This window comes from Streptomyces sp. NPDC005533 (genome assembly GCF_042871845.1).
Lineage (GTDB): Bacteria > Actinomycetota > Actinomycetes > Streptomycetales > Streptomycetaceae > Streptomyces.
In genome coordinates this window covers 35,971-62,937 of the sequence record NZ_JBIAJH010000004.1, presented here as the reverse complement: position 1 = coordinate 62,937, position 26,967 = coordinate 35,971, and the positions used below count along the sequence as shown (strand labels likewise).

The following is a 26,967-nucleotide window of genomic DNA, read 5'->3' as shown; positions in this document are numbered from 1 at the left end:
CGCCGCACCCCTTCCCGTCACACTCGCTTCACGCAGCGTAGCGGCGTCCCCTCCTGCGGACCGCGTTCCGACTCGCCCGAACCGTCCCGGGCGCGAAGCATGGAGGGAGAGGGCGTACCGCGGGACGTCCTCGGCAGGAGGCGACACGGACGGTGACCAGACATCGCTTTGCGTTCTGCGGGGCCGAGCTCGCCGCTGTCTACGTGGTCGCCGACCAGGACAGGGAACTCCATCTGGCCGAGCTGACCGGAAACCGCGGGATCCTCTACGGGCTGCCCGCCGTCCTCGCCGTGGCCGGCCACTCACCCGCCGCCAACGCCTTCCGCTCCGGCCGCCCGCTGTGGCTGACGCCCAAGGAACTCGCCACCTTCATCGAGGACGACCCCCACCACGTCCCCACCCGGGTCGGAAACGGTGCCCCCCCGTCGCCGGCCCGGATCTCGCTGGGCGCGCTGCCGCTGGGACACGGCGACCAGGAGCTCGGGTGCCTGGTCGTCGCCGGCGAGGTCGGGGACGACGGCTTCGGCGCCGACGACCGCAGCCTCCTGGAGCTCTACGCCGATCAGGTGGCCGCCGGACTCGAATCGGTGGCCGCCCGCTCCGCCGGACGCCAGGCCCCGCAGGCACACCTGGGCCAGTCCCTGGTACCCGACCAGGGCGGCGCGTTCATCCTGGAACTGGGCACCGGCCGCATGGAGGCCCACGCGCACGTGCTCGAACTGCTCGGGCTGCCTCCCGAGCAGTTCGACGGGCAGGTGGAGACGCTGCTCGCCTGCGCCGTCCCCGACGACATGCCCGCACTGATGGCGATCGTGGAGCCGGACCGGCTGGCCGCCACGGGCGGACAGCAGCTGGCCTTCCGCATCCGCCGGCCCAACGGCGAGCTGCGCTGGCTCGGGCTGCGCTGCCGTGTGGAGGTGGACTCCGCCGGCACCCCCCGGCGCGTCCTGGGCGTGGTGGCCGATGCCACCTACCTGCGCCCCAGCGCCGACGAGGTCTCCGTCGTCCAGCGGCTGTCGGCCACGCTGGCGGGAGCGGCGACGATCCGCGAGGTCAGCCGACTGGTGGTCGCCGCCCTGCGCGAGCCGCTCGGCGCCTGCCGGGTGGCGGTCGGCGAACTGGAGCTCGACCGGCTCAGGGTCACCGCCCTCGACCCTCCCGAGCCCGACGCGTGGCCCGACGTCTGGCGCGCCGAGTGGCGCTCCGAGTGGCCCGACGTGTCGCTCAGCGACCTGCCGACCCTGCAGAGCGCGCTGCGCGGCGGACACATGAGCCTGTGGCCGCCCGGCGCGGATCTCGAACCGGGGCTGCTGGGCGTCGGTCCCGGTGGGCTCGCCGTGCTGCCGCTGCCCGCCGAAGGCCGGATGATCGGCGTGTGCCTGGTGGGGTGGGCCACGGAGCACCGGTTCGGCCCCGAGGAGCGCTCGCTGCTGACCGCGACCGCGGGGCTGGCGGGACAGGCACTGGTGCGCGCCCACGCCCTGGACGCCGGACACGAACTCGCCACCATGCTCCAGCGCAGCCTGCTGCCCCGCAAACTCCCGGAGCTGCCGGGCGGGGTCGCCGTGGCCCGCTACCTGCCCGCGACGGCCGGCCTGGAGGTCGGCGGCGACTGGTACGACGTCATTCCGCTCGGTGACGCCCATGTGGCCCTCGTCATCGGGGACGTACAGGGGCACAGCGCGGGAGCCGCCACCATCATGGGCCAGATGCGCACGGCGGTCAGGGCCTACGCGGTGGAGGGCCACCCGCCCGACGTGGTCGTCGCGCGGGCCAACCGGCTGCTCGTCGGCATGGAGACCGACCTGTTCGCCACCTGTACGTACGTGGACCTCGACATGGAGGAGGGCATCGCCCGGGTCGTACGGGCCGGCCACCTGCCGCCGATCCTGCGCCACCCCGACGGCGTCACCGAGGAGCTGGCGGTCGAGGGCGGCCCTCCCCTGGGCGTGCTGGAGGCAGCCGAGTTCCCCATGACCGAGATCGGGTTGCTCCCCGGGACCCTGCTCCTCCTGCTGACGGACGGTCTGGTCGAGTCCGCCCGGCTGCACCTGGACGAGGGCATGCGGCGGGTGTGCGACGTGACCTCCGAGGCCGACCCGGTCGATGTCGGGGGACTGGCCGACGAGTTGGTCATGCGCGTGGGCCGTCGCGATGACGACGTGGCCTTGCTGCTGCTGCGCTACGACGGCACCCGGGGCCGGCCGAAGCGGAGCCACTGGACGGTGTGGCGGCTGCCCAAGGCGGTCCTGCACGCGCGCCGCTTCACCGCGCGCACCCTGCGGGCCTGGGGAGTGGTGGAGGAACTCGACACGGCCCTGCTGATCGTGTCCGAGCTGGTCACCAACGCCATCGCGCACACCCAGGGTGAGGTGGGGATGGATCTGACCCTGTCGACGGACCGGCTGCGGATCGCCGTGAACGACGCGTCGCCGCGCAGCCCCGTCAAACCGGTGTCGGTGAGCTGGGAGGCGACCGGCGGTCGCGGGCTGCTCATCGTCGAGGCGACGGCGATGGCCTGGGGCTCGGTGCCGCTCAGCGGCGGCAAGCAGGTGTGGGCCGAGATCCCCTGGCACCGCGCGGACCCGCCTCAGTGAGCGCGCTGCCCCGCCCGCACGGGCTCGCCGTGTCCTCGTACCGTACGGACCCGACTCGGGTGCCTCGTGCGCTGTGCGGGGACGGCCGGGCGGGCGGCCGCCGCCCGGCGGGCGGGTGCGGCCGGGGCGGCGCCAGTCCCGGTCACCCCCGCCCGCGTGCCCGCGCTACCGGAGCGCCTCGAAGGAGGCGACCAGGTCGGTGGGGGAGGGGAGCGCGGATATGTCGGCCTGGACGGTGGCGGCGGCCTTGCGCAGGTCGTCGTCGGTGACGAGGCGGCCGAGCAGGTCGGCGTCCACGCTGTCGCCGCTCGCGCGGAGGGCGAAGCCCAGGTCCGTCGCGGCGTCGACGTTGATGAAGTGGTCGGCGCCCTGCGGGAGGATCAGCTGGGGGACGCCCCGGGCGGCGGCGGTGAGCATGGTGCCGGAGCCGCCGTGGTGCACGACCGCGTCGGCGGTGTCCAGCAGTTGGGCCAGCGGCACCCAGGGCAGGGGCCGGACATTGGGCGGGAGGGTGCCGAGCGGGCTCAGGTCGGTGTCGCCCACGGCGAGCAGGAACTCGGCGTCTACGGAAGCGGCTTCGGCGACCACCCGGCTGACCGGGTCGACGCCCGCGAAGGCGGTCACCACCGTACCGAGGGTGACGGCGATCCGGGGCCGGGAGCCCCGGGCCACGAGATCGCGGGGCACCGTGCCGCCGCCGTTGTAGGGGACGTAGCGGACGCGCAGGCCGGTGCCGTCCCCGCCGAGGGAGGCGGGCACGACGTCGAGGACGGTACGGGTCGCCGGGCCTTCGAGCCCGCGGGCCCGGTACTCGTCCGCCAGGACGTCGGCGAGCCGGCCGACCATCTCGAAGCCGGACATCACGCCGAAGTTGTGCACCACGGCGGGTATGTCGAGGGCCGCCGAGACCAGGGGTGCGGCGGCCTGGAAGGCGGCGTGGACGATGAGGTCCGGCTGCCAGGCGGTGGCGACCGCGAGCAGGCCGTCGATGGTGACCCGGCTGTGCTCCGCGAAGCCGGCCGCGGCCTGTCGCTGGAGGTCCTCGGGGTGCTTGCCGTCCGTGACGAACTGCGGCTCGGTGTCGTCCGAGGCGCGCCGGAAGGCCTCCATCAATGACGAGCCGTCGCCAATCTCGACGGTGGGGATGCCGGTCTGCCGCAGCTGGTCGAGCGGGACCGAACCGGCGAACAGCACCTGGTGCCCGGCGGCCTGGAGCGCCTGGGCGGTCGGCACCATCGGGAACAGGTGGCCTGCCGCAGCGGGGCCGGTGAACAGTACGCGCACGGCGTTACTCCTTGGGTGGAGCTCCATGATTCTTCTTCCAGATCTTCGAACGCGTGTGCCGCGACGTCAGTTTCCGCTGGGGTGGGCGAATTTCAGCCGATTTCGATACGTGGTGACCGACATGCTTCCCCGGGCTCCCCGTTCCGCAGGACCGCATCGGCGAGAGGGGCGCGCGAGGGAGTACATCAGCACGTAGCGCGCGGCCTGCGCGGTCACGAGGACGTGCCCGTGGGGATGCCCGCCCCCGTAGAGTTGGCTAAGGCAAGGCAAACCTATGCATCGAGCAGGGCGGGCGGTAGCGGGATGGTGCAGGACGGCGCGGACGCGAGGCGTCCGCACGGTGAACTCGTCGCGGACGTGCTGGCCGTCCTGTGGGCCGCCGAAGGTCCCTTGACGCCGCAACAGATCAACGCCGCGCTCGGCCGCGACCTGGCGAGGACGACGGTGACGACGATCCTGACCCGCCTGTACGGGAAGGGTACGCTCGTCCGCACCCGCGAGGGCAGGGGCTTCGCCTACGCCGCCGCGGACGACGCCGCCGGTCTGGCGGCCGGCCGCATGCGCCGCGAGCTGGAGAAGGAGCCGCGGCGCGACCTCGTGCTGAAGCGGTTCGTGTCCTCGCTCTCCGGGGACGACGAGGAGGCGCTGCGGCGCCTGCTCCTGGAGGCCGAGGACAACTGAGGAGCCTGGCCCTGGCGCTGCCGTGGGCAGCGGCGCCGGCTGACCGGGACGGTGCGGTTGCCTCTGCTGCGACCCGTCCCCGTCCGCCCGCGCGCTCGCCGGCCCATCGGGTGACGACTCCGATGTAGACCGATCCTCGGGGTGCAAGTAAGCTCAGGCCGGGTCTACTTCATCTGCCTCCTCAGGCCGGAGCGCCTGCGGGTCCGCGTGTCCTGGGTCGGAGGTGACGCCCCCTCCCCAGTGATTGGATGCGACGTGTACGACAGGGGGAGCGGGTCGTCGAGCCCCGCCGAGCAGACCGTGCATCTCCTGGCGGCGGCCGGCCGGGCCGTGGACGTGCTGCTGGCCGAGCGTGCGGACGCGCGCGGGATGAGCCCTTTCCACCTGACGGTCCTCAGGACCCTGGCCGACCTGGGGCCGCACGCCCGCCGCGATCTGGTCGAACGGATGGACGCCCCGCCGGCCGACGTCACGCGGGTGATCGGCGACCTCCTCGCGCGGGGCCTCGTCCAGGACATGGTCGTCACCATCGGCGGCCGGCACGAGGTGGTGACGCTCACCCCGGCCGGCACGGCGGCGCTGGCGGCGACGCAGGACGACACGCTGTCGGTGCAGGACGTACTGCTGGCCTCCCTCACCAAGGGCGAGCGCACCCAGCTCCACTACCTGCTCCGACGGGTGTGCGCGACGGCCGCCCGCGCCGGCGCCGCGCGGTGAGCACCGTCCCGCATATCGTGAACGTATCGAAAACCGCATACGCCCCCGCAACCGCCCTCCGGCTCCAATGAGGGCATGAACCACACCGCATCCCGGTCGGCACCGTCCCGCCGCGCGCGCCGGACCGTGCTCCTCGGCCTGGCCGTCCTCGCCGTGGCGAGCGCCCTCTTCGTCGTACGGCGGCCGCTCATGATGTCCGCTCCGCAGTGCATGGCAGGGCGGTGGCACGGCTGCTTCGACACCTTCAACGGTGTGGTGCTGATGACGCTGGTCGCGGTGCCACCGGCCGTGCTGGTGGCGTGGGCCCTGGCGCACCGTCGGCGGGCAGCCGGTGTCGGGTCGCCGTGGCGGACGTCGCTGGCCGAGGTGGGCATGGTCCACGGGACGGTGCCGTTCGTCTGGATCACCATGATGCCGGGCGGCGGGGCCGGCGTCGTCCCCGCCCGGGTGAGCCTGGTGCCGCTGCGGGACCTGATGACGATGGGGCCGCTCGGGATCGGGGGCAACCTGCTGGTCTTCGCGGCGCTGGGGTTCTTCGCCCCCATGCGGTTCGCCTCGCTGGCGTCCGTGCCGCGGATCCTGGCGCTCGGGGCCGGCTGCTCGGCCCTGGTCGAGACCGCGCAGTACGTCCTGCGGCTGGACCGGGTGTCCTCCGTGGACGATGTACTGGTCAACGCCGTCGGCGCCGCGCTGGCCGGACTGGCGTCGCGGCGCTGGTGGCGCACCACCACGGCACAAGCCCCGTCGGACCGTCCCCGCCCCGTACCGGCACCGGTTGCCTAGGCTTCGGACATGCGCGTACTGATCGTGGAGGACGAGCCCTACCTGGCGGAAGCCGTCCGTGACGGTCTGCGGCTGGAGGCGATCGCCGCCGACATCGCCGGCGACGGCGACACCGCCCTGGAACTGCTCAGCGTCAACTCCTACGACCTCGCGGTCCTCGACCGCGACATCCCCGGACCCTCCGGCGACGAGGTCGCCCGGCGCATCGTCGCCTCCGGCAGCGGCATCCCGATCCTGATGCTCACCGCCGCCGACCGGATCGACGACAAGGCGTCCGGGTTCGAGCTCGGCGCCGACGACTACCTCACCAAACCGTTCGAGCTGCGGGAGCTCGTCCTGCGGCTGAGGGCGCTCGACCGCAGACGCGGGCACGCCCGGCCCCCGGTCCGTGAGATCGCGGGACTGCGGCTCGACCCCTTCCGTCGCGAGGTCTTCCGCGACGGACGCTACGTCGCGCTCACCCGCAAACAGTTCGCCGTGCTGGAAGTCCTCGTCGCCGCCGAGGGCGGGGTCGTCAGCGCCGAAGAGCTGCTGGAAAGGGCCTGGGACGAGAACGTCGACCCCCTCACCAACGCCGTGCGGATCACCGTCTCCGCCCTGCGCAAACGCCTCGGCGAACCGTGGATCATCGCCACCGTGCCCGGCGTCGGCTATCGCATCGCCACCCGGCCGGAGGCCGCCCACGAGGGAGCGGACCATGGCGAGGGAACGGACCGTGGATAGGGCGCGCGGGCTCAGCGTCCGCTCCCGGCTCACCCTCAGCTACGCCGGCTTCCTCATGCTCGCCGGCGTCCTGCTGCTCGCCGCGGTGTGGGTGTTCCTCCTGCGCTACGTCCCCGATCGCGCACTCATCGTCCCCGGCTCCACCGGCAACCCCACGCACGGCGTCTTCCCCGTCCGGTCCAACCTGCTGCGCGTGTTCGCTCCGAGGGCCGCCGCGGTCCTGGTGTTCCTGCTGGTGCTCGGGCTCGTCGGAGGGTGGCTCCTCGCCGGCCGGATGCTCGCACCGCTGACACAGATCACGGACGCGGCACGGAAGGCCGGGAACGGGTCGCTGTCCCACCGGATCCGCATCCGGGGCCGCCAGGACGAGTTCCGTGAACTCTCCGACGCGTTCGACCTGATGCTCGAACAACTCGAGTCCCACGTCGCCGAGCAGCGGCGGTTCGCCGCGAACGCCTCCCACGAACTGCGCACCCCCCTCGCCATCTCGCGGACGCTCCTCGACGTCGCCCGCAAGGACCCCACGCGCGACCGCGACGAACTCATCGCACGCCTACAGGCCGTCAACACCCGGGCGGTCGACCTCACCGAGGCCCTCCTGCTGCTCAGCCGCGGCGACGGCGGGAACTTCCGCCGCGAGAGCGTCGACCTCTCCCTCCTCGCCGAAGAAGCCGCCGAGACGCTGCTGCCCCTCGCCGAACGGCGCCGGGTCACGCTCGACGTCACCGGCGGCGCGGCCCGCACCAGCGGCTCCGCGGAGCTCCTGCTGCGGATGGCGACGAACCTCGTCCAGAACGCCGTCGTCCACAACCTCCCCTCCGGCGGCACGGTGACGGTCCGCACCGAGGCGCACGGCGACACGAGCGTGCTGCGGATCGAGAACACGGGCCGTGTGCTCCCACCGGAACTGGTACCGACCCTCATCGAACCCTTCCAGCGCGGAACGGAACGCGTACGCACCGACGAGCACGCCGGCGTCGGCCTCGGCCTGGCGATCGTGCACAGCATCGTCCGCGCCCACGACGGGACCCTCGACCTGGTCCCCCGCCCCGGCGGCGGCCTCCTCGTCACGGTCCGGCTGCCCGGCACGCCGTAGGTCGCGAGGAGGGAGCGGCTGCTCGGGACGTCAGGGACGCCGCCGGGTGTTGAGACGGGCTGCCCGGCGCGTGAGGTGGTCGCGCTCGGCGGTGTCGGGGGCCTTGAGGGCCGCCTCCGCGTACAGCCGTGCCGCCGCTTCCAGGTCGCCGTCGCGCTCGTGGAGGTACGCCGCCACCGCCGCGTACCGGGGCAGTGCCCCGTCCAGCGCCGCGAGTGCCGCCAGACCGGCGCGCGGACCGTCCGCCTCGCCCACGGCCACCGCCCGGTTGAGCCGGACGACCGGGCTGTCGGTCAGGCGCGCGAGCTCGTCGTACCACTCGACGATCTGCACCCAGTCGGTCTCCTCGGCGCTGCGCGCGTCGCCGTGGAGTGCCGCGATGGCCGCCTGGGCCTGGAACTCGCCCAACTGGTCGCGGGCGAGGGCCGCCTGCAGGATCGCCACCCCCTCGGCGATCGAGGCGGTGTCCCACCGGCCCCGGTCCTGCTCGGCGAGCGGCACCAGGCTGCCGTCGGGCGCGGTCCGGGCGGCGCGCCGGGCGTGGTGCAGCAGCATGAGGGCGAGCAGCCCCGCCACCTCGGGGTGGTCGATCGCGGCGGCGAGCTGCCGGGTGAGCCGGATGGCCTCGGCGGAGAGGTCGACGTCGCCCGAGTAGCCCTCGTTGAACACCAGGTAGAGGACGCGCAGCACGGTGGCGACGTCGCCGGGCTGGTCGAACCGCACGCCCGAGACGGTGCGCTTGGCCCGGCTGATGCGCTGCGCCATGGTCGCCTCGGGCACCAGGTAGGCCCGGGCGATCTGCCGGGTCGTCAGCCCGCCGACGGCGCGCAGGGTCAGCGCGACGGCGGCGGACGGGGACAGGGACGGGTGGGCGCACAGGAAGTAGAGCTGGAGCGTGTCGTCCACGGCGGGCGCGGGGCCGGGCGCCGGTTCCTCCTCGACGCGGTCCTCGCGGCGGCGGCGGGCGGTGTCCGCCCGGGTCGCGTCGAGGAACCGGCGCCAGGCCACGGTGACCAGCCAGCCCTTCGGGTCCCGCGGCCGGTCGTCCGGCCAGACGCGGACGGCCTCGACCAGCGCGTCCTGTACGGCGTCCTCGGCCGCCGCGAAGTCGGCTCCGCGGCGGACGAGGACGGCGAGCACGCTCGGGGTGAGGCTCCTGAGCAGGACCTCGTCCATCAGTGGCAGGACTCCGCGATGGTGGGCGGCGCGGACAGGAAGGGGCGCAGCTCCAGCCACTCGTGGATCGGCTCGCCGCCCGCCCCGGGGGCGGCCGACAGCTCCCCGGCCAGCTCGACGGCGCGCTCGTAGCTGTCGACGTCGATCACCATCCAGCCGGCGATGAGGTCCTTGGTCTCGGCGAACGGGCCGTCGGTGACCGGCGGCCGGCCCTCGCCGTCGTACCGGACCCACGTCCCCTCGGGGGCGAGCGCCTGACCGTCGACGAACTCGCCGGTCCCTTCGAGCCGGGTCGCGAAATCGCGCATGTACTGCACGTGCGCCGTGATCTCCTCCGGCGTCCACTTGTCCATGGGGACGTCGTTGCCGGCAGCCGGCGCGCCGCGGTAGTGCTTGAGCAGCAGGTACTTTGCCATGGTGACTCTCCTCGGTGCTGTGCGACCCATTGTGGTCGCCTTCACCCCTGGGACGGAGCCGGTCACGGGTTCTCGACATCCTCGCCCGAAGTCTTTTTTCCGGCCTTCCACGCCGTGCGCCTCTAGCATGCGGGAATGGAGATCAGTGGGGGCTGGGTGCCGGTCCACTACGTGGAGCACGGGACCGGTCGGCCCGTGCTGGTGCTCCACGGTGCCGGAGTCGACCACCGTGAGACCGAGGCCTGCTTCGAGCCGGTCTTCCAGGGCGCCGCGGGGCTGCGGCGGATCTATCCCGACCTTCCCGGTATGGGCCGCACGGCCGCCCCCGCAACGCTGCGCAGCGCCGACGACGTGCTCGACACGCTGCTCGACTTCGCCGACGGGGTCACGGGCGGGGCCGCGTACCTCCTCGTCGGTCACTCGGCGGGCGCGTACTTCGCGCAGGCGATGGCGGCGAGGCGCCCGGCGCAGGTCGCCGGTCTGGCGCTCGTCTGCCCCTTGGTGCCGGGACTGCGCGACGTACCGGAGCACCGCGCCGTCGTCGGATCGGGGGAGCTCGGTGACGAGGCCTTCCGGGGCTACTTCGTGATCCAGACCCCGGAGATGCTCGAACGGTACGAGCGGTACGTGGCCCCGGCCGCCGCGCTCGTCGACGAGGCGGCGATGGAGCGCATCGGCGCACGGTGGGCCCTCACCCCCGACCGCGCGCCCGGCCACCCGGCGGGCTATGCGGGGCCGACCGTGGTGGTGGCGGGGCGGCTGGACTCCGCGGTCGGGTACGCCGCCGCCGTCGACCTCCTCGACCACCACCCGCACGCCTCGCTCGCCGTGGTCGACGACGCGGGACACGCCCTGCCCCACGAGCAGCCCGACTTCCTGCGCGCCCTCCTCGCCGAGTGGCTCGCGCGCGCCGGGCGCTGACCCCGTCGGCGGTGGCGCCCGGCCGGGCCGACGTCCGTTTGACAGGGTCCGAAGGGGTGGCAGGGTGGTAGCTGGGGGTCATTCCCGGGAGGTTCCTCATGGCATTCGGTTGGGCATGGGATTCCCTGGCGCGGCAGCTTCCGCTCAGGTTGACGGCCGGCACGTTCTTCCTGAGCTCCGGCCTCTCGAAGCTCGGTGCGGACGAGGACACCGCCGAGGGCCTGCAGCAGTTCGCGGCCACCACCTACCCGTTCCTGGGCGAGCAGGACGCGCGGAAGTTCGTCCGGATGCTCTCCGCCGGAGAGATCGCCATCGCCGCGGCGCTGCTCGTGCCGGTCTTCCCCGCCGCTGTCGCGGGGGCCGCCGTGACCGCCTTCTCCGTCGGCACCCTGGGGCTGTACCTGCGGACGCCGGGGATGCGGGAGGAAGGCAGCCTGCGTCCCACCGAGCAGGGAATCGGCCTCGCCAAGGACGTGTGGCTGCTGGGCATCGGCGTGGCCCTCCTCGTGGACGGTGTCAACGAGCACGGCTGTCACCGAGGTCACCGAGGTCACCGCCGTCACCACTGTCACCGGTGACCCTGGTGGCGCACCGCGGACACGAGCGCGAGCACGTCGGCCGGGAGCGCACATGGCCATGACCGAGTGGTTCTTCGAGCCCGGCCACACCGCCGCGGAGTTCCGCGCCCGGCACATGATGGTCACCCACGTGCGCGGGCAGCTCAAGAACGTGCAGGGCCGGCTGGAGGTCGATCCCGACCGACCGGAGGAGGCCCGGGTCGAGGCGACGGTCGACGCGACGCAGGTGTACACCGGGCAGCCCCAGCGCGACGCCCATCTCCGCAGCGCCGACTTCTTCGACGTCGACCACCACCCGACCTGGACGTTCGTCGGATCGGGCGTACAGCAGCTGAGCGGCACGGAGTTCGAGGTCACCGGTGATCTCACCGTACGCGGCGTGACGCGTCCCGTGACCTTCGACGTCACCTACCTGGGACAGTGGGACACCCCGTGGTGGGAGGACGGACGGGACCTCGGGCCCAGGCGGCGCGCCGGTTTCACCGCGACGGCGCGGATCAACCGGCACGACTTCGGTGTGAGTTGGAACGACGTGGTCGACCACGGTGGGGTGGTCGTCAGCGCCATGGTCGATGTCGTGGTCGACGTCGAGGCCGTTCTCGGCCCCGGCGCAACGGCTGCCTGACCAGGCGGGCCGCTCTCTACGCGCGTCAAAACGGCCCGCGGCATGTCGTAACCCACAAGCGCGGGACGTCCCGGTTGGATCATCGACCACACATGTCCCCCGAGAGGAATCAATCGCTTCGACATCGGGAGATGATTCCGGCCACCGGGCCGCCGGGCAGCCGCCCTTGGCCGGGTGTGCGACGAGCAGCGACATCCGAGCGACATCAGGGGAACACACCCGTGCGACGAAAGACCTTCGGCACGGCCGCCACCGCGGTCGTGCTCGGCCTGCTGATACCACTGTCGGGATGCGGCAGTTCGGGAGACGGCGCGGGGGACGGCGGTACGCTCCGCCTGGTGGCCGCGGAGTACGGCGATACGCCCGCCACCAGTTCCAAGGCCTACTGGGACAAGGTGACCGGCGATTTCACCGCCGCCCACCCCGGTGTCAAGGTCGAGGTCCGGCTGCTGCCGTGGGCCGACATCGACCGCGAGGTCTCCCGGATGGTCAAGGAGGGCAAGGCGCCCGACATGGCGCTCATGGGCTCCTACTCGGACTTCGCGGCCCAGGGCAAGCTCTACTCCGCGGAAGAGCTCCTGTCGGTCGGCGCCGAGGCGAACTTCCTGCAGCCGCTGGCCGAGGCGGGGACCGTCAACAGCCACCTCTACGGACTGCCGTTCGTGGCGAGCACCCGGCTCCTGTTCTACAACGAGGCGCTCTTCGACAAGGCCGGCGTCAAGAAGGCCCCCAGGACCTGGTCGGAACTCAAGGCCGCCGCCAAGGCGCTCAAGGACAAGGGCGTGAAGTTCCCGTACGCCATGCCGCTGGGCCCGGAGGAGGCACACGCGGAGGCGTTGATCTGGGAGCTCAGCAACGGCGGCGGCTACGCCGACGGCAGCGGCAACTACAGCCTGGACTCCGAGAAGAACGTCCGGACCTGGCAGTGGGTCAAGGACAACATGGTCACCCCCGGTCTGGTCGGACCCACCCCGCCGTCCCGGCTGAACCGCGCCGACGCCTTCGCCGCGTTCCTGCGGGGCGAGGTCGGCATGCTCAACGGGTACCCGTCACTCGCGCACGACGCGGCCGCGAAGGGCATCACGGTCGGCGCGATCGCCATGCCGGTCTCCGACTCGCTCGGCACCGCGGAGAGCCCGCCGACGGTGGGCGTGGCCGACTGGATGGTGGCCTTCAGACAGAACGGCAAGGGAGCCGAGATCGGCCGGTTCCTGGAGTACGTCTACCAGGACAAGAACCTGTCGGACTTCGTCGGCCGCTACCACCTGTTGCCGGCCACCGCCTCCGCCGCGCGCACCCCGGCCGGCGGCGGCCTCAGCCAGACCGACGAGGACTTCCTGAGCGCGCTGCGCACCGCCCGGCTCTACCCGGTGAACGACCCGTCGTGGGTGACGGTCAGCGACACGATCAAGCGCAGCATCGGACGCGCCGTGGAGCCGGGCGGCGACCCCAAGGCCGTTCTGGAGGAGATCGCGGACAAGGCGGTGGAGGCCGGCGGCAAGAGCTGAAGGCCTCGCCGCCGGCCCCTACGCGTTGGCGATGACCAGGAGGGTGCGGGCGGGGGAGGGGCCCGCCAGGCGGCAGCGGTGGGGGACCTCGCCCCGGTGGTGGGCGCTCTGCCCGGCGCGCAGGGTCAGCGGGGCCTCGCCCTCGACCTCCAGGACGACCTCGCCCTCCAGGACGTAGAGGAAGTCCTCGCCGGGATGTTCGAACCAGCCGCGCTCGCCCCGGCCGGGCTCGAAGTGGTGCTCGTACGCTTCCATCAGCGCACTGCTCCCGCCCGGGATGAGCACCCGCGCGACCTGCCCCGCCGTCTCGCTGACCCGGATCACCTGCGGATCGCTCTCATGGCTGACCGCTCCGGGGCGGCCGGGCGGCCTGAGGAAGGTGCCCGGCGTGACGTCGAGCGCCTCGGCGATCCGGTAGATCGAGCTGAGGCTGGGCGTGGCCAGGCCGCGTTCGAGCTGGCTGAGGAAGGGCTGCGAGAGGCCTGAGCGGGCGGCGAGGGCGGCCATGGGGACGCCGCGCTGCTTGCGACAGCTCCGGATCACACGTCCGACCTCGATCGCCTCGGGCGTGGGTTCGGGTCGAGGCACGCAGGTGAACGTACCGCATCGCCGATCAAGGGCCGGCGGCCCCGGCGACATTTCGCACTGCCGCAACACTCCCTTCATAAGCGTGGTCAATTATTGACCTCACTTATCGACGACGGAGGAGCCGCCCCGTGCAAGCCACCCCCTCACCACCCGGCCGGGCCTTCGGCCGGGTGGGCCCGGCCCTGGGCGCGGCAGGCGCCGTGCTCGCCCTGTGGTACCTGCTCAGCCGGTCCGGCGCGGTGGCCCCGGGACTCCTGCCCACACCCGCCGAGACCCTGGCCGCGCTGGCGGACAGCGCCCGCAGCGGCATCCTGGCCGCCGATCTCGGCGCCAGCCTGGCCCGCGCCGGGCAGGGTTTCGCGCTGGGCGCCCTCATCGGCAGCGCACTGGGCTTCGCCACCGGCTACCTGCCGCGGCTCTCCGCCGCCGTCACCCCGGTCGTCTCCTTCCTGCGCCCGATCCCGGCCATCGCCCTGGTACCGCTCGCCACCGCCTGGTTCGGCATCGGGGAGACCGCCAAGCGCCTGCTGATCGCTTACGCCGTACTGCTCGCCGTGTGGCTCTACGTACACGACGGGGTCTCCCGGGTCCCGGTCTCCCACCTCCGCGCGGCCCGGTCACTGGGCGCGCCGCTGCACCGCCGCTTCACCGAGGTGCTGCTGCCCGCCGCCGCACCCGCCCTGCTCGCGGCGCTGCGCTACGGGGCCTCGGTGGCGCTGCTCGCCCTGGTGGCCGCGGAGCTCGGCGGAGCGGACAGCGGACTGGCGTACCGCCTCCAGGTCGACGGCCAGTTCCTGCGCGTGGACCGGATGTTCGCCGGGCTGCTCGTGCTCGGCCTGCTCGGCGTGGCCGTCGACCTCCTCCTGGCCGGGATCGGCCGCCGGTTCGTGCACTGGAGCACGTCATGAGCCTGGCTGTACGGCTGGAGGGACTGACCCTCGGCTACGGCGCCGCCCCCGTGCTGGAGCGGACCGACCTGGAATTCCCCGCAGGGTCGTTCACCGCCCTGCTCGGGCCGAGCGGATGCGGCAAGTCGACGGTGCTGGGCGCCGTGGCCGGCTTCGTACCGCCCGCCACCGGCGCGGTGACCGCCGGTGCCCGGCCGGTGCGCGGACCGGGCCCGGACCGCGGCGTGGTCTTCCAGCACTACGCGCTCTACCCCTGGCGCGCCGCCCGCGGCAACGTCGAGTTCGCCCTCAAGCGGCTCGGTCTGCCGCGCGCGGAACGCCGGCGACGCGCTCTGGAGGCGCTCGCCGAGGTCGGCCTGGCGGGCGGCACCGACAAGTACCCGGCGCAGCTCTCCGGCGGCATGCAACAACGCGTGGCACTGGCCCGCGCCCTGGCCGCCGAGCCCGAAGTCCTCCTGATGGACGAGCCGTTCGGGGCCCTGGACGCCCTGACCCGCACCCGTATGCAGAGCCTGCTGCGGGAGCTGTGGCAGCGCAGGGGCACCACCGTGCTGTTCGTCACGCACGACATCGACGAGGCCCTGGCCCTCGCCCAGCGGGTCGTCGTCCTCGGCGGATCCCCCGGACGGGTGCTGGCCGACCACCCGGTGCCCGACGGACCTCCCGACCCGGACCTGCGCTCACTGATCGCACGTCACCTCGGCTCCGAGTGAAGCCCGCAGGAGCCCCACGCTTGCGCCGTTCCACGACCACCACCCCACCACCGTCCCCGGAAGGACCCCCCATGCCCGGACCCCGCGCGGCCACCGTCGTACTGATGGCGGCGCTGCTCAGCGTGCTCACCGCGGGCTGCGCCGGCGGCTCCACGCCCACGGGCGGCGACCGTCCGGCCGTCTCCCTGGCCGGCAGCGACCACCTCGGCGGTGCGCCCGTCTACGTGGCCCAGGAGCGCGGGCTCTGGTCCGCGGAGGGCATCGACGCCGCCGTGACCACCCGGCCCACCGGGCGCGACGCCCTGAACGCCGTGCTCGGCGGCCAGGCGGAGCTCGGCGTCGTGGGCGACCTGCCCGCGGTCACGGCCGCGCTCGGCGGGCGCGACCTGCGGATCGTCGCCGACCTGTCCCGCTTCTCCGACTGGCGCCTGCTCACCCGCACCGACCGGCAGATCACCGGATTCGCCGCTCTGAAGGGCCGCAAGATCGGAGTTCCGCAGGGCACGAACGTCGAGTACGCGCTCTCGCGCATGCTCGCGTCCGTACAGCTGACGGCCGCCGACGTGACCGTGGTCAACCTCGCCCCGAACCAGGTCACTTCGGCACTGGCCCGGGGTGACGTCGACGCCGGCGTCACCTTCCCCGGCTTCTACGACGCCGCGCGCACCGCCCTCGGCGAGCGGTACGCCGAGCTCCCGTTCACCGGCTACACCGCACGCACCCTGTTGATCGCGGGCCCCAAGGCGACCGAGGAGACCACCACCGCCGTCCTGCGCACCCTGCGGCGCGCCCAGCACGCGATCGGCGAAGACCCGGCCGGCGCGCGGCAGGCCCTGGTGGCCCAGTCCAAGGGCGCTCTCCAGGCCGGCTACGTCGACACCTACGAGCCCCGCTACACCTACGGCGCGACCCTCACCCCCGAGCTGCTGACGCAGTTGGAGGAGGAGGCCGCCTGGGCCAAGGCCGCCCAGAACCTGCCGGGCGCCGCCGACCGCACCGCACTGCTGCGGTACCTGAACCCCGGCCCCCTGACGGCGGTCGACCCCGCCGCCGTCACCGTCCGCTGAACCCACACCCACCCGAGGAGAGCCCGATCCCCATGACCGTCGACCAGAACACCCTGCGCCGCCGCGGCACCGGCCTGATCGCCCACGACCCCGAGCGCAGCCACGGCGGCCTCACCCTCTACACCCCGATCACCAGCGCCGGCGAGATCCACCTCGTCGACATCGAGGGCCGGTCCGTCCACACCTGGAACTCCCCGCACCCGCCCGGCCGTCAGGCGCAGCTCCTCCCGAACGGGAACCTCTTCTACGCCGCCAAGGACACCGACAGCCCGACGCTCTTCCCCATCTGGGACGTCTACCACGGCGGCATCTTCCAGGAACTGGCCCCGGACTCCACCGTGATCCGCGAGGTCAGGCACCCCTTCCACCACCACGACGCCTCCGTCCTGCGCAACGGCAACCTCATCGTCACGGTCGTCGAACCGCTGGACCCGGCCGACGCGGCCCGCATCCGCGGCGGCATCCCCGGCTCCGAGGCGCCGGGCGGGGTGATCTACGGGGACGTGGTGTACGAGCTGACCTGGGACGGGGAAGAGGTGTGGCGCTGGGCCGCCATCGAGCACCTCGACCCGGCGGAGTTCCCGCTCAACCCGCACTTCGGCCGCGAGCACTGGCCCATGGCCAACACCGTCAACGAACGCGCCGACGGCTCGATCGTGGTGGGCTTCCGCAGCGCGTCCTCCACCGTGGCCGTCGACCGGGCCGACGGGTCCGTGCTGTGGCACATCGGCCCCGACGTCCTGGCGCAGCAGCACCACCCGCACGAGCTGCCGGGCGGAAACATCCTGGTCTTCGACAACGGCACCTACCGCGACACCACCTCCGTGCCGTACTCGCGGGTGCTGGAACTGGACCCGCGCACCGGTCGGCAGGTGTGGTCCTACCAGGACAACCCGCCGCAGAACTTCTACAGCCCGTACATGTCCAGCGCGCAGCGACTGCCGAACGGGAACACCTTCATCGCCGAGGGCTCCTTCGGGCGGCTCTTCGAGGTGACGCCCGACGGCGACGTGGTCTGGGAGTTCGTCGTGCCGCAGTTCCGGTCCTTCGGCGAGGGCGTCGGCCTGGAGTCCTCGGCCGGCGCCCAGAACTCGGTCTTCCGCGCCTACCGTTACTCCGCCGACCAGTTCCCCTGGCTGACCGGAGGGAATCCCGCGCAGCACGGATGAGCACGTCCGCACCGGCGCCCGGCGCGGGACGCGGAGCGGACGGCCGTGGCGGGGCCCGTCCATCGGAAGTGATCGCGTCCGCCGTCTCGGCCGTTCGCGACGGGCCGGCTCCGGTCCCCGTTCCCTCAGTGGTCGTGGCGCGCGCCGTGTTCCAGTGACCGGGGTCGGCCCGCACCCGCACCGGGGCCGGGGCCGAGCGGCAGCTCAGGCGCGTGCTCGCCGGGTCCGGTCGCGGTGAGGGGGATGCCGAGGCTCTGGCACATCCGCTGTGCGCGGGCCAGCGCGCTGAAGGTCATGGGGGAGGGGGCGTCGGTCGGCAGCTCGACCGTGACCCGGGAGGGGCGGTGCGCGTGGACGAGGGACTCGATCTGCAGGGCGGCCGCGGACCGGTTGGTGACGTCCAGCTCCTGGAGGATCCGCACGTGCAGGGTGTCCTCGGCGATGCGGTGACTGATGACCATGCTGCGCCTCCCGCCCACCGGGATCCGGACGGCACCGCCGTGCGGGGTGCCTGGCGACCAGTGTGGCGCAGTCGAGCCCCCGCCGCGCGCCCCGGAGACGACCTAGCGCATTTCCGGCCGGGGCGCCACCGGCCGGCGAAGGGGTGCGGCCGGAACTCATCGGAGCGTGAGCACCCGTTCACGCGCCGCGAACGGGGCCGCCACCCCGCCGACCTCCCGCTACACCGCCGGGCGCCGCGCACGGGGCCGCGCCGGCGCCGGAATCCGGCGCTGACCTTGGCGCATATCGGTTCCTCCGGTCCGATGAACTCCAACGAAACCACACGTGCGGGAAGTTGGGCGTAGTTATGCTCCCGCCCACCGGTCAGAAGGCCCCCCTTTTTCGATAGTTCGAGGACGCCGATGGAGCAAAGAGACATTCCCCCCGAAAGCGCCCACGTGGAGGGGAGAGCAAGCCGGATGATGCCCGCGTCCGCGTTCGTGGGCGCCGCCTGCCTGGTCGGCGCACTCGCCTCCGCCACGGCACCGGTCGGCACCGCACTGATCGCCGTGGCCGCCGTGTGCACCGCAGTGGTGTTCGTCGAAGCCTTACGGCGCGGCCGCGCGCTCGCCGCCGAGCGCGCCCGGGTCGCGGCCATGCAGCACGCGCTGTCCCGGCAGGAGACCGAGGCGGCCCGCCTGTCCCAGGTGGTGCTGCCCGAGGCCATCGAGCGACTGCGCAGGGGCGAGCTGGCCGAGGACGTGCTGACGGCCCTCGGCGGGCGCGGCGGCCAGGGCGACCGCTGGGGCAACGACGAGGCCCTGACCCCGGGCTTCCGCGCCGCTCTGCAGGCCGTGCTGTCCCACGTCATCGACGCCGTCGACAACGAGGAGAGCCTGCGCGACTCGGCGCAGCGGGCCTTCGTGAACGTCGCCCGCCGCGTGCAGGCGATCGTCCACCAGCAGGCCCACGAGATGCGCGAGATGGAGGACCGGCACGGCAGCAACCCCGACGTGTTCGGCGACCTCCTGCGACTGGACCACGGCACCGCCCTCATCGGCCGCCTCGCCGACTCCATCTCCGTCCTCGGCGGCGCGCGCCCCGGCCGCCAGTGGAGCAGGGCCGTCACGCTGTACAGCGTGATGCGCGGCGCGATGTCGCGGATCATCGACTACCAGCGCGTGGAGCTCCACTCGGTCTCCGAGGTCGCGGTCGTCGGCCCGATCGTGGAGCCGCTGATCCACACCCTGGCGGAGCTGCTGGACAACGCCACCCGGTACTCGCCGCCGCACACCCGGGTCCACCTCACGGCCGTCGAGGTGCAGTCGGGCATCGCCGTGGAGATCGAGGACGGCGGCCTCAGCATGAGCGAGGAGGCCCGCGGCCGAGCCGAGAAGATGCTGGCCCAGGCACAGTCCGGGATCGACCTCAACGACCTGGGCGAGACACCGAGGCTGGGCCTCGCGGTGGTCGGTCGGCTGGCACAGGCGTACGGGTTCCAGGTCTCCCTGCGCTCGTCCGCGTACGGCGGCGTGCGCGCCGTCGTCATCGTGCCGCAGCACCTGATCACCACGGCCTCCTCGGCGACGGGTCTTGCCCACGGCATCGGCTCCTCCTCCGGCCCCAGGGCGGTGGCCGCCACGCCGCGCGAGCACCCGTTCGACCGCTCGCCGGCCGGCGTGTCCGCGCCCCGGCAGGCACCGGCCCCGGTGCCCAGGCCGGCGCCCGCCGCCGGCGGGCAGCCGGAGATCGGACGCACCGCGACCGGCCTGCCGCAGCGACGCCGGAAGGACCGTGCCACCACCTTCGACGTCCGGCCGGCCGCGGAGCCGCAGCCGGCCGACGGCCAGGGCCCCGGGATGTGGCTGGAGGCCTTCCACAGCGGACTGTCCGGCGCGCCCGGCCACGACGCGCCGGGCGCCGAGGGCGCGTCGGGTTCAGCGACCAAGGGGGCGTAAGCAGTGATGACCCAGCGAATCAGCAGCATGGACTGGATGCTCAAGGACCTGGCCGCCGGAGTGCCGCAGACACGGCACGTGATCGTCCTGTCCGCGGACGGGCTCTGCGTGGCGCAGTACGGGGCCGAGACCGACACGGCCGACCGCCTGGCGGCGGCCTGCGCGGGCCTGCAGAGCCTCGCCGGAGCGGTGGCCGCGGAACTGCCCCGCTCCGAGGGCAGGATGCGCCTGGTCGTGATCGAGATGGACGGCGGGTTCTTCTACCTGATGGCCGCCGGCGACGGCTCGTACCTCGCGGTCCTCGCCGACGAGGGTGTGGACGCGGGCCTGATGGGCGCGCAGATGCGCAACCTGGTGACCCGAATGGGGGACCACCTGAGCAGCCCGCCCCGACATGACGGGCAGCCCGCGTGAATGAGCCGCCCACAAGCTGGGAGGACGGCAGCCCCGAACGGCTCTACGTCATCACCGGCGGACGCAGTGGACCCTCCACCGCCGTCCATCTGGACCTCGTGACCTTAGTCGTGGCCAAAGGGCACGCCCGGCCCGAGATGCAACCCGAGCAGGCGGCCATCCTCCGGATGTGCCAGTCACCGCTGTCGGTGGCCGAGATCGCCGCGTACGCCGGCCTGCCCGTGAGCGTCGTCACCGTGCTGGTCGGAGACCTGATGGCCGCTCAGCGCGTGTACGTCCGCCCGCCCGTCCCCGCCGCGCAGCTACCCGACCTTGCTCTGATCGAGGCAGTGATCGATGGACTTCAGAAACTCTGACCTGGCCGCCGGGCCGCGCGAGGCGGACATACTCCCGCAGACGGCCGCGGCCGCCGTGAAAGTCGTCATCGTCGGCGGCTTCGGCGTGGGCAAGACGACGATGGTCGGTGCGGTCAGCGAGATCAAGCCGCTGACGACGGAGGAGACCATGACCCGGGCCGGTGTCGGCGTCGACGACACCTGGGGCGTGGCACGCAAGATCACCACCACCGTGGCCATGGACTTCGGCCGCATCAGCATCAACGAAGAACTGGTCCTGTACCTGTTCGGAACCCCCGGTCAGGAGCGGTTCTGGTTCCTGTGGCGCGGACTCTTCGAGGGCGCGCTCGGAGCGGTCGTACTCCTCGACACCCGACGACTGGAGATCAGCTTCGACGTCATCGGACGGCTGGAGGAGCGGGGCGTCCCCTTCGTCGTGGCCGTCAACTCCTTCCCCGGCGCGCCCGAGCATCCGGTGGAGGAACTGCGCCAGGCCCTCGATCTGCCCCCCGCCGTCCCGATCCTCGTCTGCGACGCCAGACGGCGGGACTCGTCCCGCGATGTCCTGCTGACCCTCATGCGCTACCTGCACTCCCAGGCAGCCACCCAGGAGGCAATGTGAGCACCACCCCCACCCCACCGCCCGAGTGCCCCGCCCACGCCGCGGCGGCGACGGCGGGCGGCCTGTACCGGCTCCACGGAGCCGAGGCCGAGGCCGACCCCTTCGCGCTGTACGAGAAGCTGCGGGCCGAACACGGCCCGGTGGCCCCCGTACTGGTGAGCGGGGACCTTCCGGCCTGGCTGGTCCTCGGCCACCGGGAGAACCTGGACGTGGCGCGCACGTCCTCGCGCTTCGCCCGCGACCCCCGGGGCTGGCGCGACATGAGAGAGGGCCGGGTCCCGGCCGACACCCCGCTCGGCCCCATGGTCTCCTGGGTGCCGGTGTGCAACTTCACCGACGGACCCGTCCACGAGCGGCTGCGCTCGGCCGTGGTGGAGTCCCTGGAGCGCTTCGACAAGCGCGGCATCCGCCGCTACGTGACCCGCTTCGCCAACCAGCTCGTCGACCAGATCGCGGCCGAGGGGTACGCCGACCTGGTGTCGGCCTTCTCCGACCAGCTCCCCATGCTGGTCATGACGCAGCTCATCGGCGCCCCCGACGAACACGGACCCCTGCTGGTCAACGCGGCGCGCGACATGCTCCAGGGCACCGAGACGGCCCTCCAGAGCGACCGCTACGTCACCGCCACACTGGAGAACCTGGTCGTGGAGCGCAAGGCCCGGCCCGCCCGCGACCTGGCCTCCTGGCTGATCGAGCACCCCGCGAACCTGAGCGACACCGAGGTGCTGATGCACCTGCGCGTCGTGCTGATCGCGGCGTACGAGACCACCGCCAACCTGATCGCCAACACGCTGCGGACCGTACTGACCGACCCCCGCTTCCGGGCCAGCCTCTCCGGGGGCCACATGACCCTGCCCGACGCCCTGGAACAGGTCCTGTGGGACGACCCGCCGATCAACACGATCATCGGGCGCTGGGCCACCGGCGACACCCTGCTCGGCGGCCAGCAGGTGAAGGCCGGCGACATGATCCTGCTCGGCCTCGCCGCGGGCAACGCCGACCCGCAGATCCGGCCGGACCCCAACGTCTCCGTCCACGGCAACCGCTCCCACCTGGCCTTCAGCAGCGGACCGCACGAGTGCCCGGGCCAGGACATCGGACGCGCCATCGCGGACACCGGCATCGAGGTCCTGCTGGACCGGCTGCCCGACCTCCAGTTGGCCGTCGACGCGAGCGAGCTGCAATGGCGGGGCACCCTCATGTCACGCCACCTGCTCTCGCTGCCGGTACGGTTCGCCCCGCACTCCGCGCCGGTCCCGCAGCCCGAGGAGGAGCAGCCCGCCGGGCACCCGGTCCACGCGCTCATCCCGCCGCAGCCGACGGCGGCGCCCGCAGTCGGCGGCCGCCGTCGCCGTGGCGTCAGCTGGTGGCGCCGGCTGTTCGCCCGCCGCTGAGGCAGGCCGTCCGAACCGAGGGCCCCGGCCGCACCGGCCGGGGCCCCGTGCTCAGTCGCGTACGTGCCGCCACCAGGAGGCGAGGGCCGGCACATCCGGTGGCTCCGTACCGTCGACGCTGGGGGCGTCGGCGTACCGCAGGGCGAACCTGGCCTCCGACAGCGGCAGTTGATGCCGGTTGCGGGGGCTCGCGTACCGGGGGGCGCGGCTCTGCCAGGCGATGGAGCCGGCCACGTAGTGACCCAACGCGGCCAGATGACGCCGCAGTTCCCCGCCCGAGCCACCCGCCGCGTCCGCGCTGCTTTCCCCCTGCGCCCGCAGTCTGGTGAAGAGGACCATCACCTGGTCGCGCAGGGCCACCGCCAGCGGCACGGCCGCGGCGGGCGAGCAGTTCTCCTGGTGGGCCAGGACGTTGACGAGGTTCACCTCCCGCGGCTCCAGATGGTCGTCCTTGTCGTAGGAGAACAGGTCGTTGTCCGCGCTGACGACGAACCCCGCCGCGTCCGTCAGCGCCATCAGGGCGGGGGAGCAGAGCACGTCCGCCGGCAGCCGGTCCCCGCGCGCGACATCGGACCAGGTCAGCGAGAAACGCGTACCGTTCGCCAACGGCCCCATGGCGACGAAGTCGTTCAGCCCCGGCATGGTCCCCGCCTCGGCCTGGGCGGCGCGCCAGGCCGCCCCGAGCAGCCAGTCACGCGTCCCCTCGACGAACCGGCGCAACTCGTAGGGGGTGAGCAGGGCATGGGTGCGGCCCACCAGGTCCAGCAGCGCGCGGGTCATCGGTCCGTCGGGCAGTACCGACGCCCCCGGGTCCTCGATGGTCCGCAGCAGCCGCGCCCCGTGTTCGACGACGGCGCCGGTCCCCACCTCGTCGGAACCCGAATCCTGCCAGTCGTCGACGGCGTTGGCCCAGTAGTTCCACTCGGTGAACAGCAGGAGCGCCTCCACGTTCCCGTCGGGGATGATGCGGCACGAGAAGTCGGCGCTGTGGGTGGCGAGTCCCCACGCGCGCTCGACCGGATCGGGGTACAGGCCGAAGGCGTCCAGCCACTCGATCGCGCGGGCCTCCACCTGCTTCGCCTCGGGATGGAGGAGGTCGCGCTCCAGGGGGCAGTAGAACGACGGCAGGCGCGCACCGAGCAGCGAGGGGCGCGGCACCGGTGCGGACGACACCGTCATCGGCCACCCCCCAACCGGAATTGCAGCAGTCTGGTCTGCACCGCGTGGTCACGCCAGAGCCGGAAGAACCTGCTGTGCGCGAGCGTCGACTGTTCGAGTCGTTCGCGGGTCCACGCACCCGGCTCGGCACGGCCCGCCCGGAGACGGTCGAGTTCGGCGGTGTTCCACGCCATGGACTGCACCCAGAACTCCGCCACCGAGTCCGTCACGTCCTCGTCGTGCACGAGTTCAAAGCCGGCCGCCTCGGCCGCGGCCAGGTATTCCCCGCGCAGCCCCAGGCGCGTTCTGTAGTAGTCGTCGATGAACTCGCGCCACTCGGAACGGCCCATGAAGTGTTCCTGGATCCCGAACCATCCGCCGGGCTCCAGTGCCTTGGCGACGACGTCGAAGAGCCGGGCACGATCGGTGTAGCCGCTGCTCTCGTTGGCGTAGACGGCGTCGTACGCACGGGTCTCGTCGAGGTCGTGCACGTCCGCCAGTACGGGAACGACCCGCCCGCCGACCCCGGCGTCCCGGGCGAAGTGCCGCACGATCGGGATGTGTTCGCCGGCGACGGTGAGGCTGGTGACCGATGCCCCGTGCTCCTGCGCCCAGTACAGCGACGTCCCGCCCAGGCCGCAGCCGATGTCCAGCAGCCGCCGGGGAGGTGCCTCGTACGCACCCCAGGACCGGGCCGCGTGGTCGACGATCCGCTCCTGGGCGTCGAGCATGCGTTGTTTGAGCATGTTCTGGGAGACGGTGGTGTCCGGCGGGCCGTCCGGGTACAGCCCCACGTGGAAGTGGACGCGGGGGCCCGGGCCGTACTTCTGGAGGATCTCCTGGGTCTTGTGGCTGTAGTAGAGCCGTATGTCGTCCGTGGCCGAGCCCTGCTCGCTGGCTAAGGACGATACGAGAGGAGTGACGCGCATGGGGTGTCCGCCCTTTCGTGGGGTAGGGCTGCCACCGGGACGCGCTGTCACCGCTCACCGCGTCCCGAACGGCACACTGTTGAAGCACGGATCATCGTGGCACTTCAGCAGCCCCACGTCAGCCCACTGGAGCAACACGAAGCCGCATCGGCGGCGCGCGTGATCGGCCCGGTGGAGCGCCGCCCCAGGGCCCCGACGCGCCTGCGCGAGGGGTCTTAGAGCGTCCGTTCGGGTGGCGTCTCCCCTTCGCGGACCGCAAGTGCCGCGGGAAGCAGGTCGGTCCGTGCTCTGCTGTGGCCACGGCCCGAAGGGGGTCGTAGGCGGCCCGCCCGCTGTTCGCGGCAGGTCCGCCCCAACAGCGAAGGAGGACTGATGTCGTGCAACCGGAAGGACCGGCGCAGCCGGCGCATGCTCGGCCAACTGCTCGCTTCAGCGGTCTTGTTGACCGTGGCCTTGTGGGACGCGTCCGGGGCTCACGCCGCCGCCGTCCACTCCAAACCCAAACCCGACTGGGATGCCATCGCCCGATGTGAGTCCGGCGGGAACTGGCGGGCGAACACCGGCAACGGCCATTACGGCGGGCTGCAGTTCACCCAGTCGAGCTGGAAGGCCGCCGGAGGCGGCCGATTCGCCCCGCGCGCCGACCTCGCCACGAAGTCGGAACAGATCGCGACGGCGCGCAGACTCGCCAGGATCCAGGGCATGGGGGCCTGGACCTGCGCACGCCGCCGCTGACGGCCCGCGGAACGGCACGGATCAGGGAGCCGGGTGTCGGGGAGCGCTGGCCACCCCGGACTCCCGCCCGCCGAGTTCGGCGTCGAGGGTCGCCTGGGCGATGCGCATCGACTCGGCGTACTTCGGCTCGGACATCCGCTGCCAGGCCCGGTCCGGTGCGACGTCCTCGACCCGGCTCGTCACCCACCAGATGTTGCCGAACGGGTCGCGCACCCGCCCGCCGCGGTCGCCCCACGCACTGTCGACGGCCTCGGTGACCACCCTCGCCCCCTGCGCCACCGCGGCGGCCATGGCGGCATCGGCGTCGGGTACGTAGACGCGCAGGAGGGAGGGCATCACCGGCCAGTCGGGCCTGCGGTCGAAGGCCAGTACGACCGTGTCTCCGACGCGGATCTCGCCGTGGCCGATGGTGCCGTCCTCCAGCGGCACGCGGGAGATCTCCTCGCCGTCGAAGGCGGTGGCGATGAAGTCGAGCAGCGCGCCGGTGTCGTCCGTGACGACCCACGGCGCGACGCTGGTGTATCCCTCGGGTGCGGTGTGCTTCATCGGAACGTCCTCTCCGTCGATTCCTGCTGACGTGACGACAGTAGGACGCAATCAGGTCAGGTTCCGTCCTAGAAGGGCGGAGTCGTCGTGCCACGGCTCCGTGCGGCCGGGCGGGTGGGTCAGTGGGTCAGGTGAGCGTGTCCTGGGGCGCCACCACGGTGAAGAGCGCCCCTTCGGGATCGGCGAGGACGACCCAGCGGCTCGTGCTGGACGACTGCACGGGTGAGGCGGTCCGGCCGCCCAGGCGGATGGCGGCGTCGACCGCGGCTTCGAGGTCGGGCACACGGAAGTGGACGTGCCAGCGGGGGCGCACCTCGGGGTCGGGCGCCGCTTCGAGCGCGCCGCCGCTGATGCGGGCGACGGTGTCGCGGCCGTGGCGCAGGACGACGTGGTCGTGCTCGTAGGAGACCGTGCAGCAGGACGGCCGCTCGCTGCCCCAGTCGAGCACCTCCCCGTAGAAGATGGCCGCGGCGAACGCGTCGCGGGTCCGCAGCTCCAGCCACGCCGGGGCGCTCCCGCGGCCGACCGACCAGTCGGGGACGACCTCGCCCTGCCAGAAGCCGAAGACGGCCCCGTCGGGGTCCGCCGCGAGGGCGGCCCGCCCGGTGCCGAAGGCCAGGGGACCGACCGCCATGGTGGCGCCGCGTTCACGGATCCGCGCGGCGGTCACGTCGGCGTCGTCGACGGCGAAGTACGGCGTCCACACCACCGGCGCGCCGGCGCTCCCGCCGAGCGTGCCGACCCCCGCGACGGGAGCGCCGTCGCGGAAGGCGACCATCATGCCGTGGCCCAGGTGCGTGGTGCGGAATTCCCAGCCGAGCACGGCGCCGTAGAACTGCTGGGCGGAACCGAGATCCCGGGCCATCAGGCTGACCCAGCACGGGG

29 protein-coding genes are annotated in these 26,967 nt (G+C 72.8%); 20 read left to right on the top strand and 9 right to left on the bottom strand.

The annotated features are described in order from the left end of the window. The first annotated feature begins 152 nt into the window (after positions 1-152). On the top strand, positions 153-2,597 hold the full coding sequence (locus tag ACFYP3_RS05395; RefSeq protein WP_388827080.1) for a SpoIIE family protein phosphatase: 2,445 nt from the start codon (positions 153-155) through the stop codon (positions 2,595-2,597). Between the two features lie 165 nt (positions 2,598-2,762). On the opposite strand, the gene ACFYP3_RS05390 is transcribed toward ACFYP3_RS05395, so the two are convergent. Further along, positions 2,763-3,881 carry a nucleotide disphospho-sugar-binding domain-containing protein gene (locus ACFYP3_RS05390; RefSeq protein WP_388827077.1) on the bottom strand — a complete coding sequence of 373 codons (1,119 nt, stop codon included), beginning with the start codon at positions 3,879-3,881 and terminating at the stop codon, positions 2,763-2,765. Positions 3,882-4,184: 303 nt separating this feature from the next. Between ACFYP3_RS05390 and ACFYP3_RS05385 the strand changes: the two genes are divergently transcribed. From ACFYP3_RS05385 to ACFYP3_RS05365, 5 genes are all read left to right on the top strand, one after another. Beyond that, positions 4,185-4,562: a BlaI/MecI/CopY family transcriptional regulator gene (locus tag ACFYP3_RS05385; protein ID WP_388827074.1), complete on the top strand. Its 378-nt coding sequence runs from the start codon at positions 4,185-4,187 to the stop codon at positions 4,560-4,562. 255 nt (positions 4,563-4,817) lie between these two features. Continuing rightward, positions 4,818-5,279 (top strand): MarR family winged helix-turn-helix transcriptional regulator, encoded by a 462-nt coding sequence (locus ACFYP3_RS05380; protein WP_388827071.1) that lies wholly within the window; start codon positions 4,818-4,820, stop codon positions 5,277-5,279. 75 nt (positions 5,280-5,354) lie between these two features. After that, entirely contained in the window at positions 5,355-6,062 is a 708-nt protein-coding gene (locus ACFYP3_RS05375; RefSeq protein ID WP_388827068.1) for a VanZ family protein, read from the top strand. A gap of 9 nt (positions 6,063-6,071) precedes the next feature. Next, on the top strand, positions 6,072-6,785 hold the full coding sequence (locus ACFYP3_RS05370; RefSeq protein WP_388827065.1) for a response regulator transcription factor: 714 nt from the start codon (positions 6,072-6,074) through the stop codon (positions 6,783-6,785). Next, positions 6,760-7,881: a sensor histidine kinase gene (locus ACFYP3_RS05365; protein ID WP_388827061.1), complete on the top strand. Its 1,122-nt coding sequence runs from the start codon at positions 6,760-6,762 to the stop codon at positions 7,879-7,881. Before ACFYP3_RS05370 ends, ACFYP3_RS05365 begins: the two co-directional genes overlap by 26 nt. A gap of 30 nt (positions 7,882-7,911) precedes the next feature. Here ACFYP3_RS05365 and ACFYP3_RS05360 read toward each other — a convergent pair whose 3' ends face one another. Further along, entirely contained in the window at positions 7,912-9,057 is a 1,146-nt protein-coding gene (locus ACFYP3_RS05360) for an RNA polymerase sigma factor (protein WP_388827058.1), read from the bottom strand. Beyond that, the gene (locus ACFYP3_RS05355) at positions 9,057-9,473 is read right to left on the bottom strand and encodes a YciI family protein (RefSeq protein ID WP_388827055.1); all 417 of its coding nucleotides are present in this window, start codon (positions 9,471-9,473) and stop codon (positions 9,057-9,059) included. Before ACFYP3_RS05355 ends, ACFYP3_RS05360 begins: the two co-directional genes overlap by 1 nt. A 135-nt stretch (positions 9,474-9,608) precedes the next feature. Between ACFYP3_RS05355 and ACFYP3_RS05350 the strand changes: the two genes are divergently transcribed. The 4 genes from ACFYP3_RS05350 to ACFYP3_RS05335 all read left to right on the top strand — a co-directional run bounded on the left by ACFYP3_RS05350 (position 9,609) and on the right by ACFYP3_RS05335 (position 13,105). After that, entirely contained in the window at positions 9,609-10,394 is a 786-nt protein-coding gene (locus ACFYP3_RS05350) for an alpha/beta fold hydrolase (RefSeq protein ID WP_388827052.1), read from the top strand. Positions 10,395-10,492: 98 nt separating this feature from the next. Then, positions 10,493-10,972 carry a hypothetical protein gene (locus ACFYP3_RS05345; protein ID WP_388827049.1) on the top strand — a complete coding sequence of 160 codons (480 nt, stop codon included), beginning with the start codon at positions 10,493-10,495 and terminating at the stop codon, positions 10,970-10,972. A gap of 52 nt (positions 10,973-11,024) precedes the next feature. Beyond that, positions 11,025-11,597 carry a YceI family protein gene (locus ACFYP3_RS05340; RefSeq protein WP_388827046.1) on the top strand — a complete coding sequence of 191 codons (573 nt, stop codon included), beginning with the start codon at positions 11,025-11,027 and terminating at the stop codon, positions 11,595-11,597. Between the two features lie 221 nt (positions 11,598-11,818). Continuing rightward, positions 11,819-13,105: an extracellular solute-binding protein gene (locus ACFYP3_RS05335; RefSeq protein ID WP_388827043.1), complete on the top strand. Its 1,287-nt coding sequence runs from the start codon at positions 11,819-11,821 to the stop codon at positions 13,103-13,105. Between the two features lie 18 nt (positions 13,106-13,123). Here the strand turns inward: ACFYP3_RS05335 and ACFYP3_RS05330 are convergent, their stop codons facing one another. Continuing rightward, positions 13,124-13,693, bottom strand: coding sequence for a helix-turn-helix domain-containing protein (locus ACFYP3_RS05330; protein WP_388827040.1), 570 nt, complete (start codon positions 13,691-13,693; stop codon positions 13,124-13,126). Between the two features lie 128 nt (positions 13,694-13,821). Between ACFYP3_RS05330 and ACFYP3_RS05325 the strand changes: the two genes are divergently transcribed. From ACFYP3_RS05325 to ACFYP3_RS05310, 4 genes are all read left to right on the top strand, one after another. Then, complete coding sequence (locus ACFYP3_RS05325) at positions 13,822-14,601, top strand: ABC transporter permease (RefSeq protein ID WP_388827037.1); 780 nt, start codon at positions 13,822-13,824, stop codon at positions 14,599-14,601. Further along, the gene (locus tag ACFYP3_RS05320; protein ID WP_388827034.1) at positions 14,598-15,314 is read left to right on the top strand and encodes an ABC transporter ATP-binding protein; all 717 of its coding nucleotides are present in this window, start codon (positions 14,598-14,600) and stop codon (positions 15,312-15,314) included. The genes ACFYP3_RS05325 and ACFYP3_RS05320 overlap by 4 nt, the downstream gene beginning before the upstream one ends. A 71-nt stretch (positions 15,315-15,385) precedes the next feature. Further along, positions 15,386-16,381, top strand: coding sequence for an ABC transporter substrate-binding protein (locus tag ACFYP3_RS05315; protein ID WP_388827031.1), 996 nt, complete (start codon positions 15,386-15,388; stop codon positions 16,379-16,381). Positions 16,382-16,413: 32 nt separating this feature from the next. After that, a complete protein-coding gene (locus ACFYP3_RS05310; protein WP_388827028.1) occupies positions 16,414-17,550 on the top strand; it encodes an aryl-sulfate sulfotransferase in 1,137 nt (378 codons plus the stop codon). A gap of 125 nt (positions 17,551-17,675) precedes the next feature. Here the strand turns inward: ACFYP3_RS05310 and ACFYP3_RS05305 are convergent, their stop codons facing one another. After that, positions 17,676-18,011, bottom strand: a complete 336-nt coding sequence (locus ACFYP3_RS05305; RefSeq protein ID WP_388827025.1) for a hypothetical protein — start codon at positions 18,009-18,011, stop codon at positions 17,676-17,678. 459 nt (positions 18,012-18,470) lie between these two features. Here ACFYP3_RS05305 and ACFYP3_RS05300 point away from each other — a divergent pair, with 459 nt between their 5' ends. Genes ACFYP3_RS05300 through ACFYP3_RS05280 form a run of 5 tightly spaced genes read left to right on the top strand, consistent with a single transcriptional unit; the run spans position 18,471 to position 22,714 of the window. Next, the gene (locus ACFYP3_RS05300) at positions 18,471-19,949 is read left to right on the top strand and encodes a sensor histidine kinase (RefSeq protein ID WP_388827022.1); all 1,479 of its coding nucleotides are present in this window, start codon (positions 18,471-18,473) and stop codon (positions 19,947-19,949) included. Between the two features lie 6 nt (positions 19,950-19,955). Next, positions 19,956-20,363 carry a roadblock/LC7 domain-containing protein gene (locus ACFYP3_RS05295; RefSeq protein ID WP_030713382.1) on the top strand — a complete coding sequence of 136 codons (408 nt, stop codon included), beginning with the start codon at positions 19,956-19,958 and terminating at the stop codon, positions 20,361-20,363. After that, positions 20,360-20,719 (top strand): DUF742 domain-containing protein, encoded by a 360-nt coding sequence (locus tag ACFYP3_RS05290; RefSeq protein WP_388827019.1) that lies wholly within the window; start codon positions 20,360-20,362, stop codon positions 20,717-20,719. The genes ACFYP3_RS05295 and ACFYP3_RS05290 overlap by 4 nt, the downstream gene beginning before the upstream one ends. Beyond that, positions 20,700-21,320 (top strand): ATP/GTP-binding protein, encoded by a 621-nt coding sequence (locus ACFYP3_RS05285; protein WP_388827016.1) that lies wholly within the window; start codon positions 20,700-20,702, stop codon positions 21,318-21,320. The genes ACFYP3_RS05290 and ACFYP3_RS05285 overlap by 20 nt, the downstream gene beginning before the upstream one ends. Beyond that, positions 21,317-22,714, top strand: coding sequence for a cytochrome P450 (locus ACFYP3_RS05280; RefSeq protein WP_388827013.1), 1,398 nt, complete (start codon positions 21,317-21,319; stop codon positions 22,712-22,714). The genes ACFYP3_RS05285 and ACFYP3_RS05280 overlap by 4 nt, the downstream gene beginning before the upstream one ends. Before the next feature lie 51 nt (positions 22,715-22,765). Here ACFYP3_RS05280 and ACFYP3_RS05275 read toward each other — a convergent pair whose 3' ends face one another. Together ACFYP3_RS05275 and ACFYP3_RS05270 are read right to left on the bottom strand one after the other, a co-directional pair. Continuing rightward, on the bottom strand, positions 22,766-23,893 hold the full coding sequence (locus ACFYP3_RS05275) for a hypothetical protein (RefSeq protein ID WP_388827010.1): 1,128 nt from the start codon (positions 23,891-23,893) through the stop codon (positions 22,766-22,768). Beyond that, positions 23,890-24,801: an SAM-dependent methyltransferase gene (locus ACFYP3_RS05270; RefSeq protein ID WP_388827007.1), complete on the bottom strand. Its 912-nt coding sequence runs from the start codon at positions 24,799-24,801 to the stop codon at positions 23,890-23,892. Before ACFYP3_RS05270 ends, ACFYP3_RS05275 begins: the two co-directional genes overlap by 4 nt. A 372-nt stretch (positions 24,802-25,173) precedes the next feature. On the opposite strand from ACFYP3_RS05270, the gene ACFYP3_RS05265 reads away from it, so the two are divergent. Then, positions 25,174-25,536 carry a transglycosylase family protein gene (locus ACFYP3_RS05265; protein WP_388827004.1) on the top strand — a complete coding sequence of 121 codons (363 nt, stop codon included), beginning with the start codon at positions 25,174-25,176 and terminating at the stop codon, positions 25,534-25,536. A 21-nt stretch (positions 25,537-25,557) separates the two neighbouring features. Here ACFYP3_RS05265 and ACFYP3_RS05260 read toward each other — a convergent pair whose 3' ends face one another. Further along, entirely contained in the window at positions 25,558-26,082 is a 525-nt protein-coding gene (locus ACFYP3_RS05260) for a VOC family protein (RefSeq protein WP_388827001.1), read from the bottom strand. Positions 26,083-26,209: 127 nt separating this feature from the next. Then, positions 26,210-26,947 carry a VOC family protein gene (locus tag ACFYP3_RS05255; RefSeq protein ID WP_388827646.1) on the bottom strand — a complete coding sequence of 246 codons (738 nt, stop codon included), beginning with the start codon at positions 26,945-26,947 and terminating at the stop codon, positions 26,210-26,212. Positions 26,948-26,967 lie beyond the last annotated feature (20 nt).

Bases quoted from the DNA above. Each gene is read 5' to 3' on its own strand.
- ACFYP3_RS05385 (WP_388827074.1), top strand. From the start codon at position 4,185: ATGGTGCAGGACGGCGCGGACGCGAGGCGTCCGCACGGTGAACTCGTC.
- ACFYP3_RS05375 (WP_388827068.1), top strand. From the start codon at position 5,355: ATGAACCACACCGCATCCCGGTCGGCACCGTCCCGCCGCGCGCGCCGG.
- ACFYP3_RS05370 (WP_388827065.1), top strand. From the start codon at position 6,072: ATGCGCGTACTGATCGTGGAGGACGAGCCCTACCTGGCGGAAGCCGTC.
- ACFYP3_RS05365 (WP_388827061.1), top strand. From the start codon at position 6,760: ATGGCGAGGGAACGGACCGTGGATAGGGCGCGCGGGCTCAGCGTCCGC.
- ACFYP3_RS05360 (WP_388827058.1), bottom strand. From the start codon at position 9,057: ATGGACGAGGTCCTGCTCAGGAGCCTCACCCCGAGCGTGCTCGCCGTC.
- ACFYP3_RS05355 (WP_388827055.1), bottom strand. From the start codon at position 9,473: ATGGCAAAGTACCTGCTGCTCAAGCACTACCGCGGCGCGCCGGCTGCC.
- ACFYP3_RS05350 (WP_388827052.1), top strand. From the start codon at position 9,609: ATGGAGATCAGTGGGGGCTGGGTGCCGGTCCACTACGTGGAGCACGGG.
- ACFYP3_RS05345 (WP_388827049.1), top strand. From the start codon at position 10,493: ATGGCATTCGGTTGGGCATGGGATTCCCTGGCGCGGCAGCTTCCGCTC.
- ACFYP3_RS05340 (WP_388827046.1), top strand. From the start codon at position 11,025: ATGGCCATGACCGAGTGGTTCTTCGAGCCCGGCCACACCGCCGCGGAG.
- ACFYP3_RS05320 (WP_388827034.1), top strand. From the start codon at position 14,598: ATGAGCCTGGCTGTACGGCTGGAGGGACTGACCCTCGGCTACGGCGCC.
- ACFYP3_RS05315 (WP_388827031.1), top strand. From the start codon at position 15,386: ATGCCCGGACCCCGCGCGGCCACCGTCGTACTGATGGCGGCGCTGCTC.
- ACFYP3_RS05310 (WP_388827028.1), top strand. From the start codon at position 16,414: ATGACCGTCGACCAGAACACCCTGCGCCGCCGCGGCACCGGCCTGATC.
- ACFYP3_RS05305 (WP_388827025.1), bottom strand. From the start codon at position 18,011: ATGGTCATCAGTCACCGCATCGCCGAGGACACCCTGCACGTGCGGATC.
- ACFYP3_RS05300 (WP_388827022.1), top strand. From the start codon at position 18,471: ATGATGCCCGCGTCCGCGTTCGTGGGCGCCGCCTGCCTGGTCGGCGCA.
- ACFYP3_RS05295 (WP_030713382.1), top strand. From the start codon at position 19,956: ATGACCCAGCGAATCAGCAGCATGGACTGGATGCTCAAGGACCTGGCC.
- ACFYP3_RS05285 (WP_388827016.1), top strand. From the start codon at position 20,700: ATGGACTTCAGAAACTCTGACCTGGCCGCCGGGCCGCGCGAGGCGGAC.
- ACFYP3_RS05275 (WP_388827010.1), bottom strand. From the start codon at position 23,893: ATGACGGTGTCGTCCGCACCGGTGCCGCGCCCCTCGCTGCTCGGTGCG.
- ACFYP3_RS05270 (WP_388827007.1), bottom strand. From the start codon at position 24,801: ATGCGCGTCACTCCTCTCGTATCGTCCTTAGCCAGCGAGCAGGGCTCG.
- ACFYP3_RS05265 (WP_388827004.1), top strand. From the start codon at position 25,174: ATGTCGTGCAACCGGAAGGACCGGCGCAGCCGGCGCATGCTCGGCCAA.
- ACFYP3_RS05260 (WP_388827001.1), bottom strand. From the start codon at position 26,082: ATGAAGCACACCGCACCCGAGGGATACACCAGCGTCGCGCCGTGGGTC.
- ACFYP3_RS05255 (WP_388827646.1), bottom strand. From the start codon at position 26,947: ATGGCCCGGGATCTCGGTTCCGCCCAGCAGTTCTACGGCGCCGTGCTC.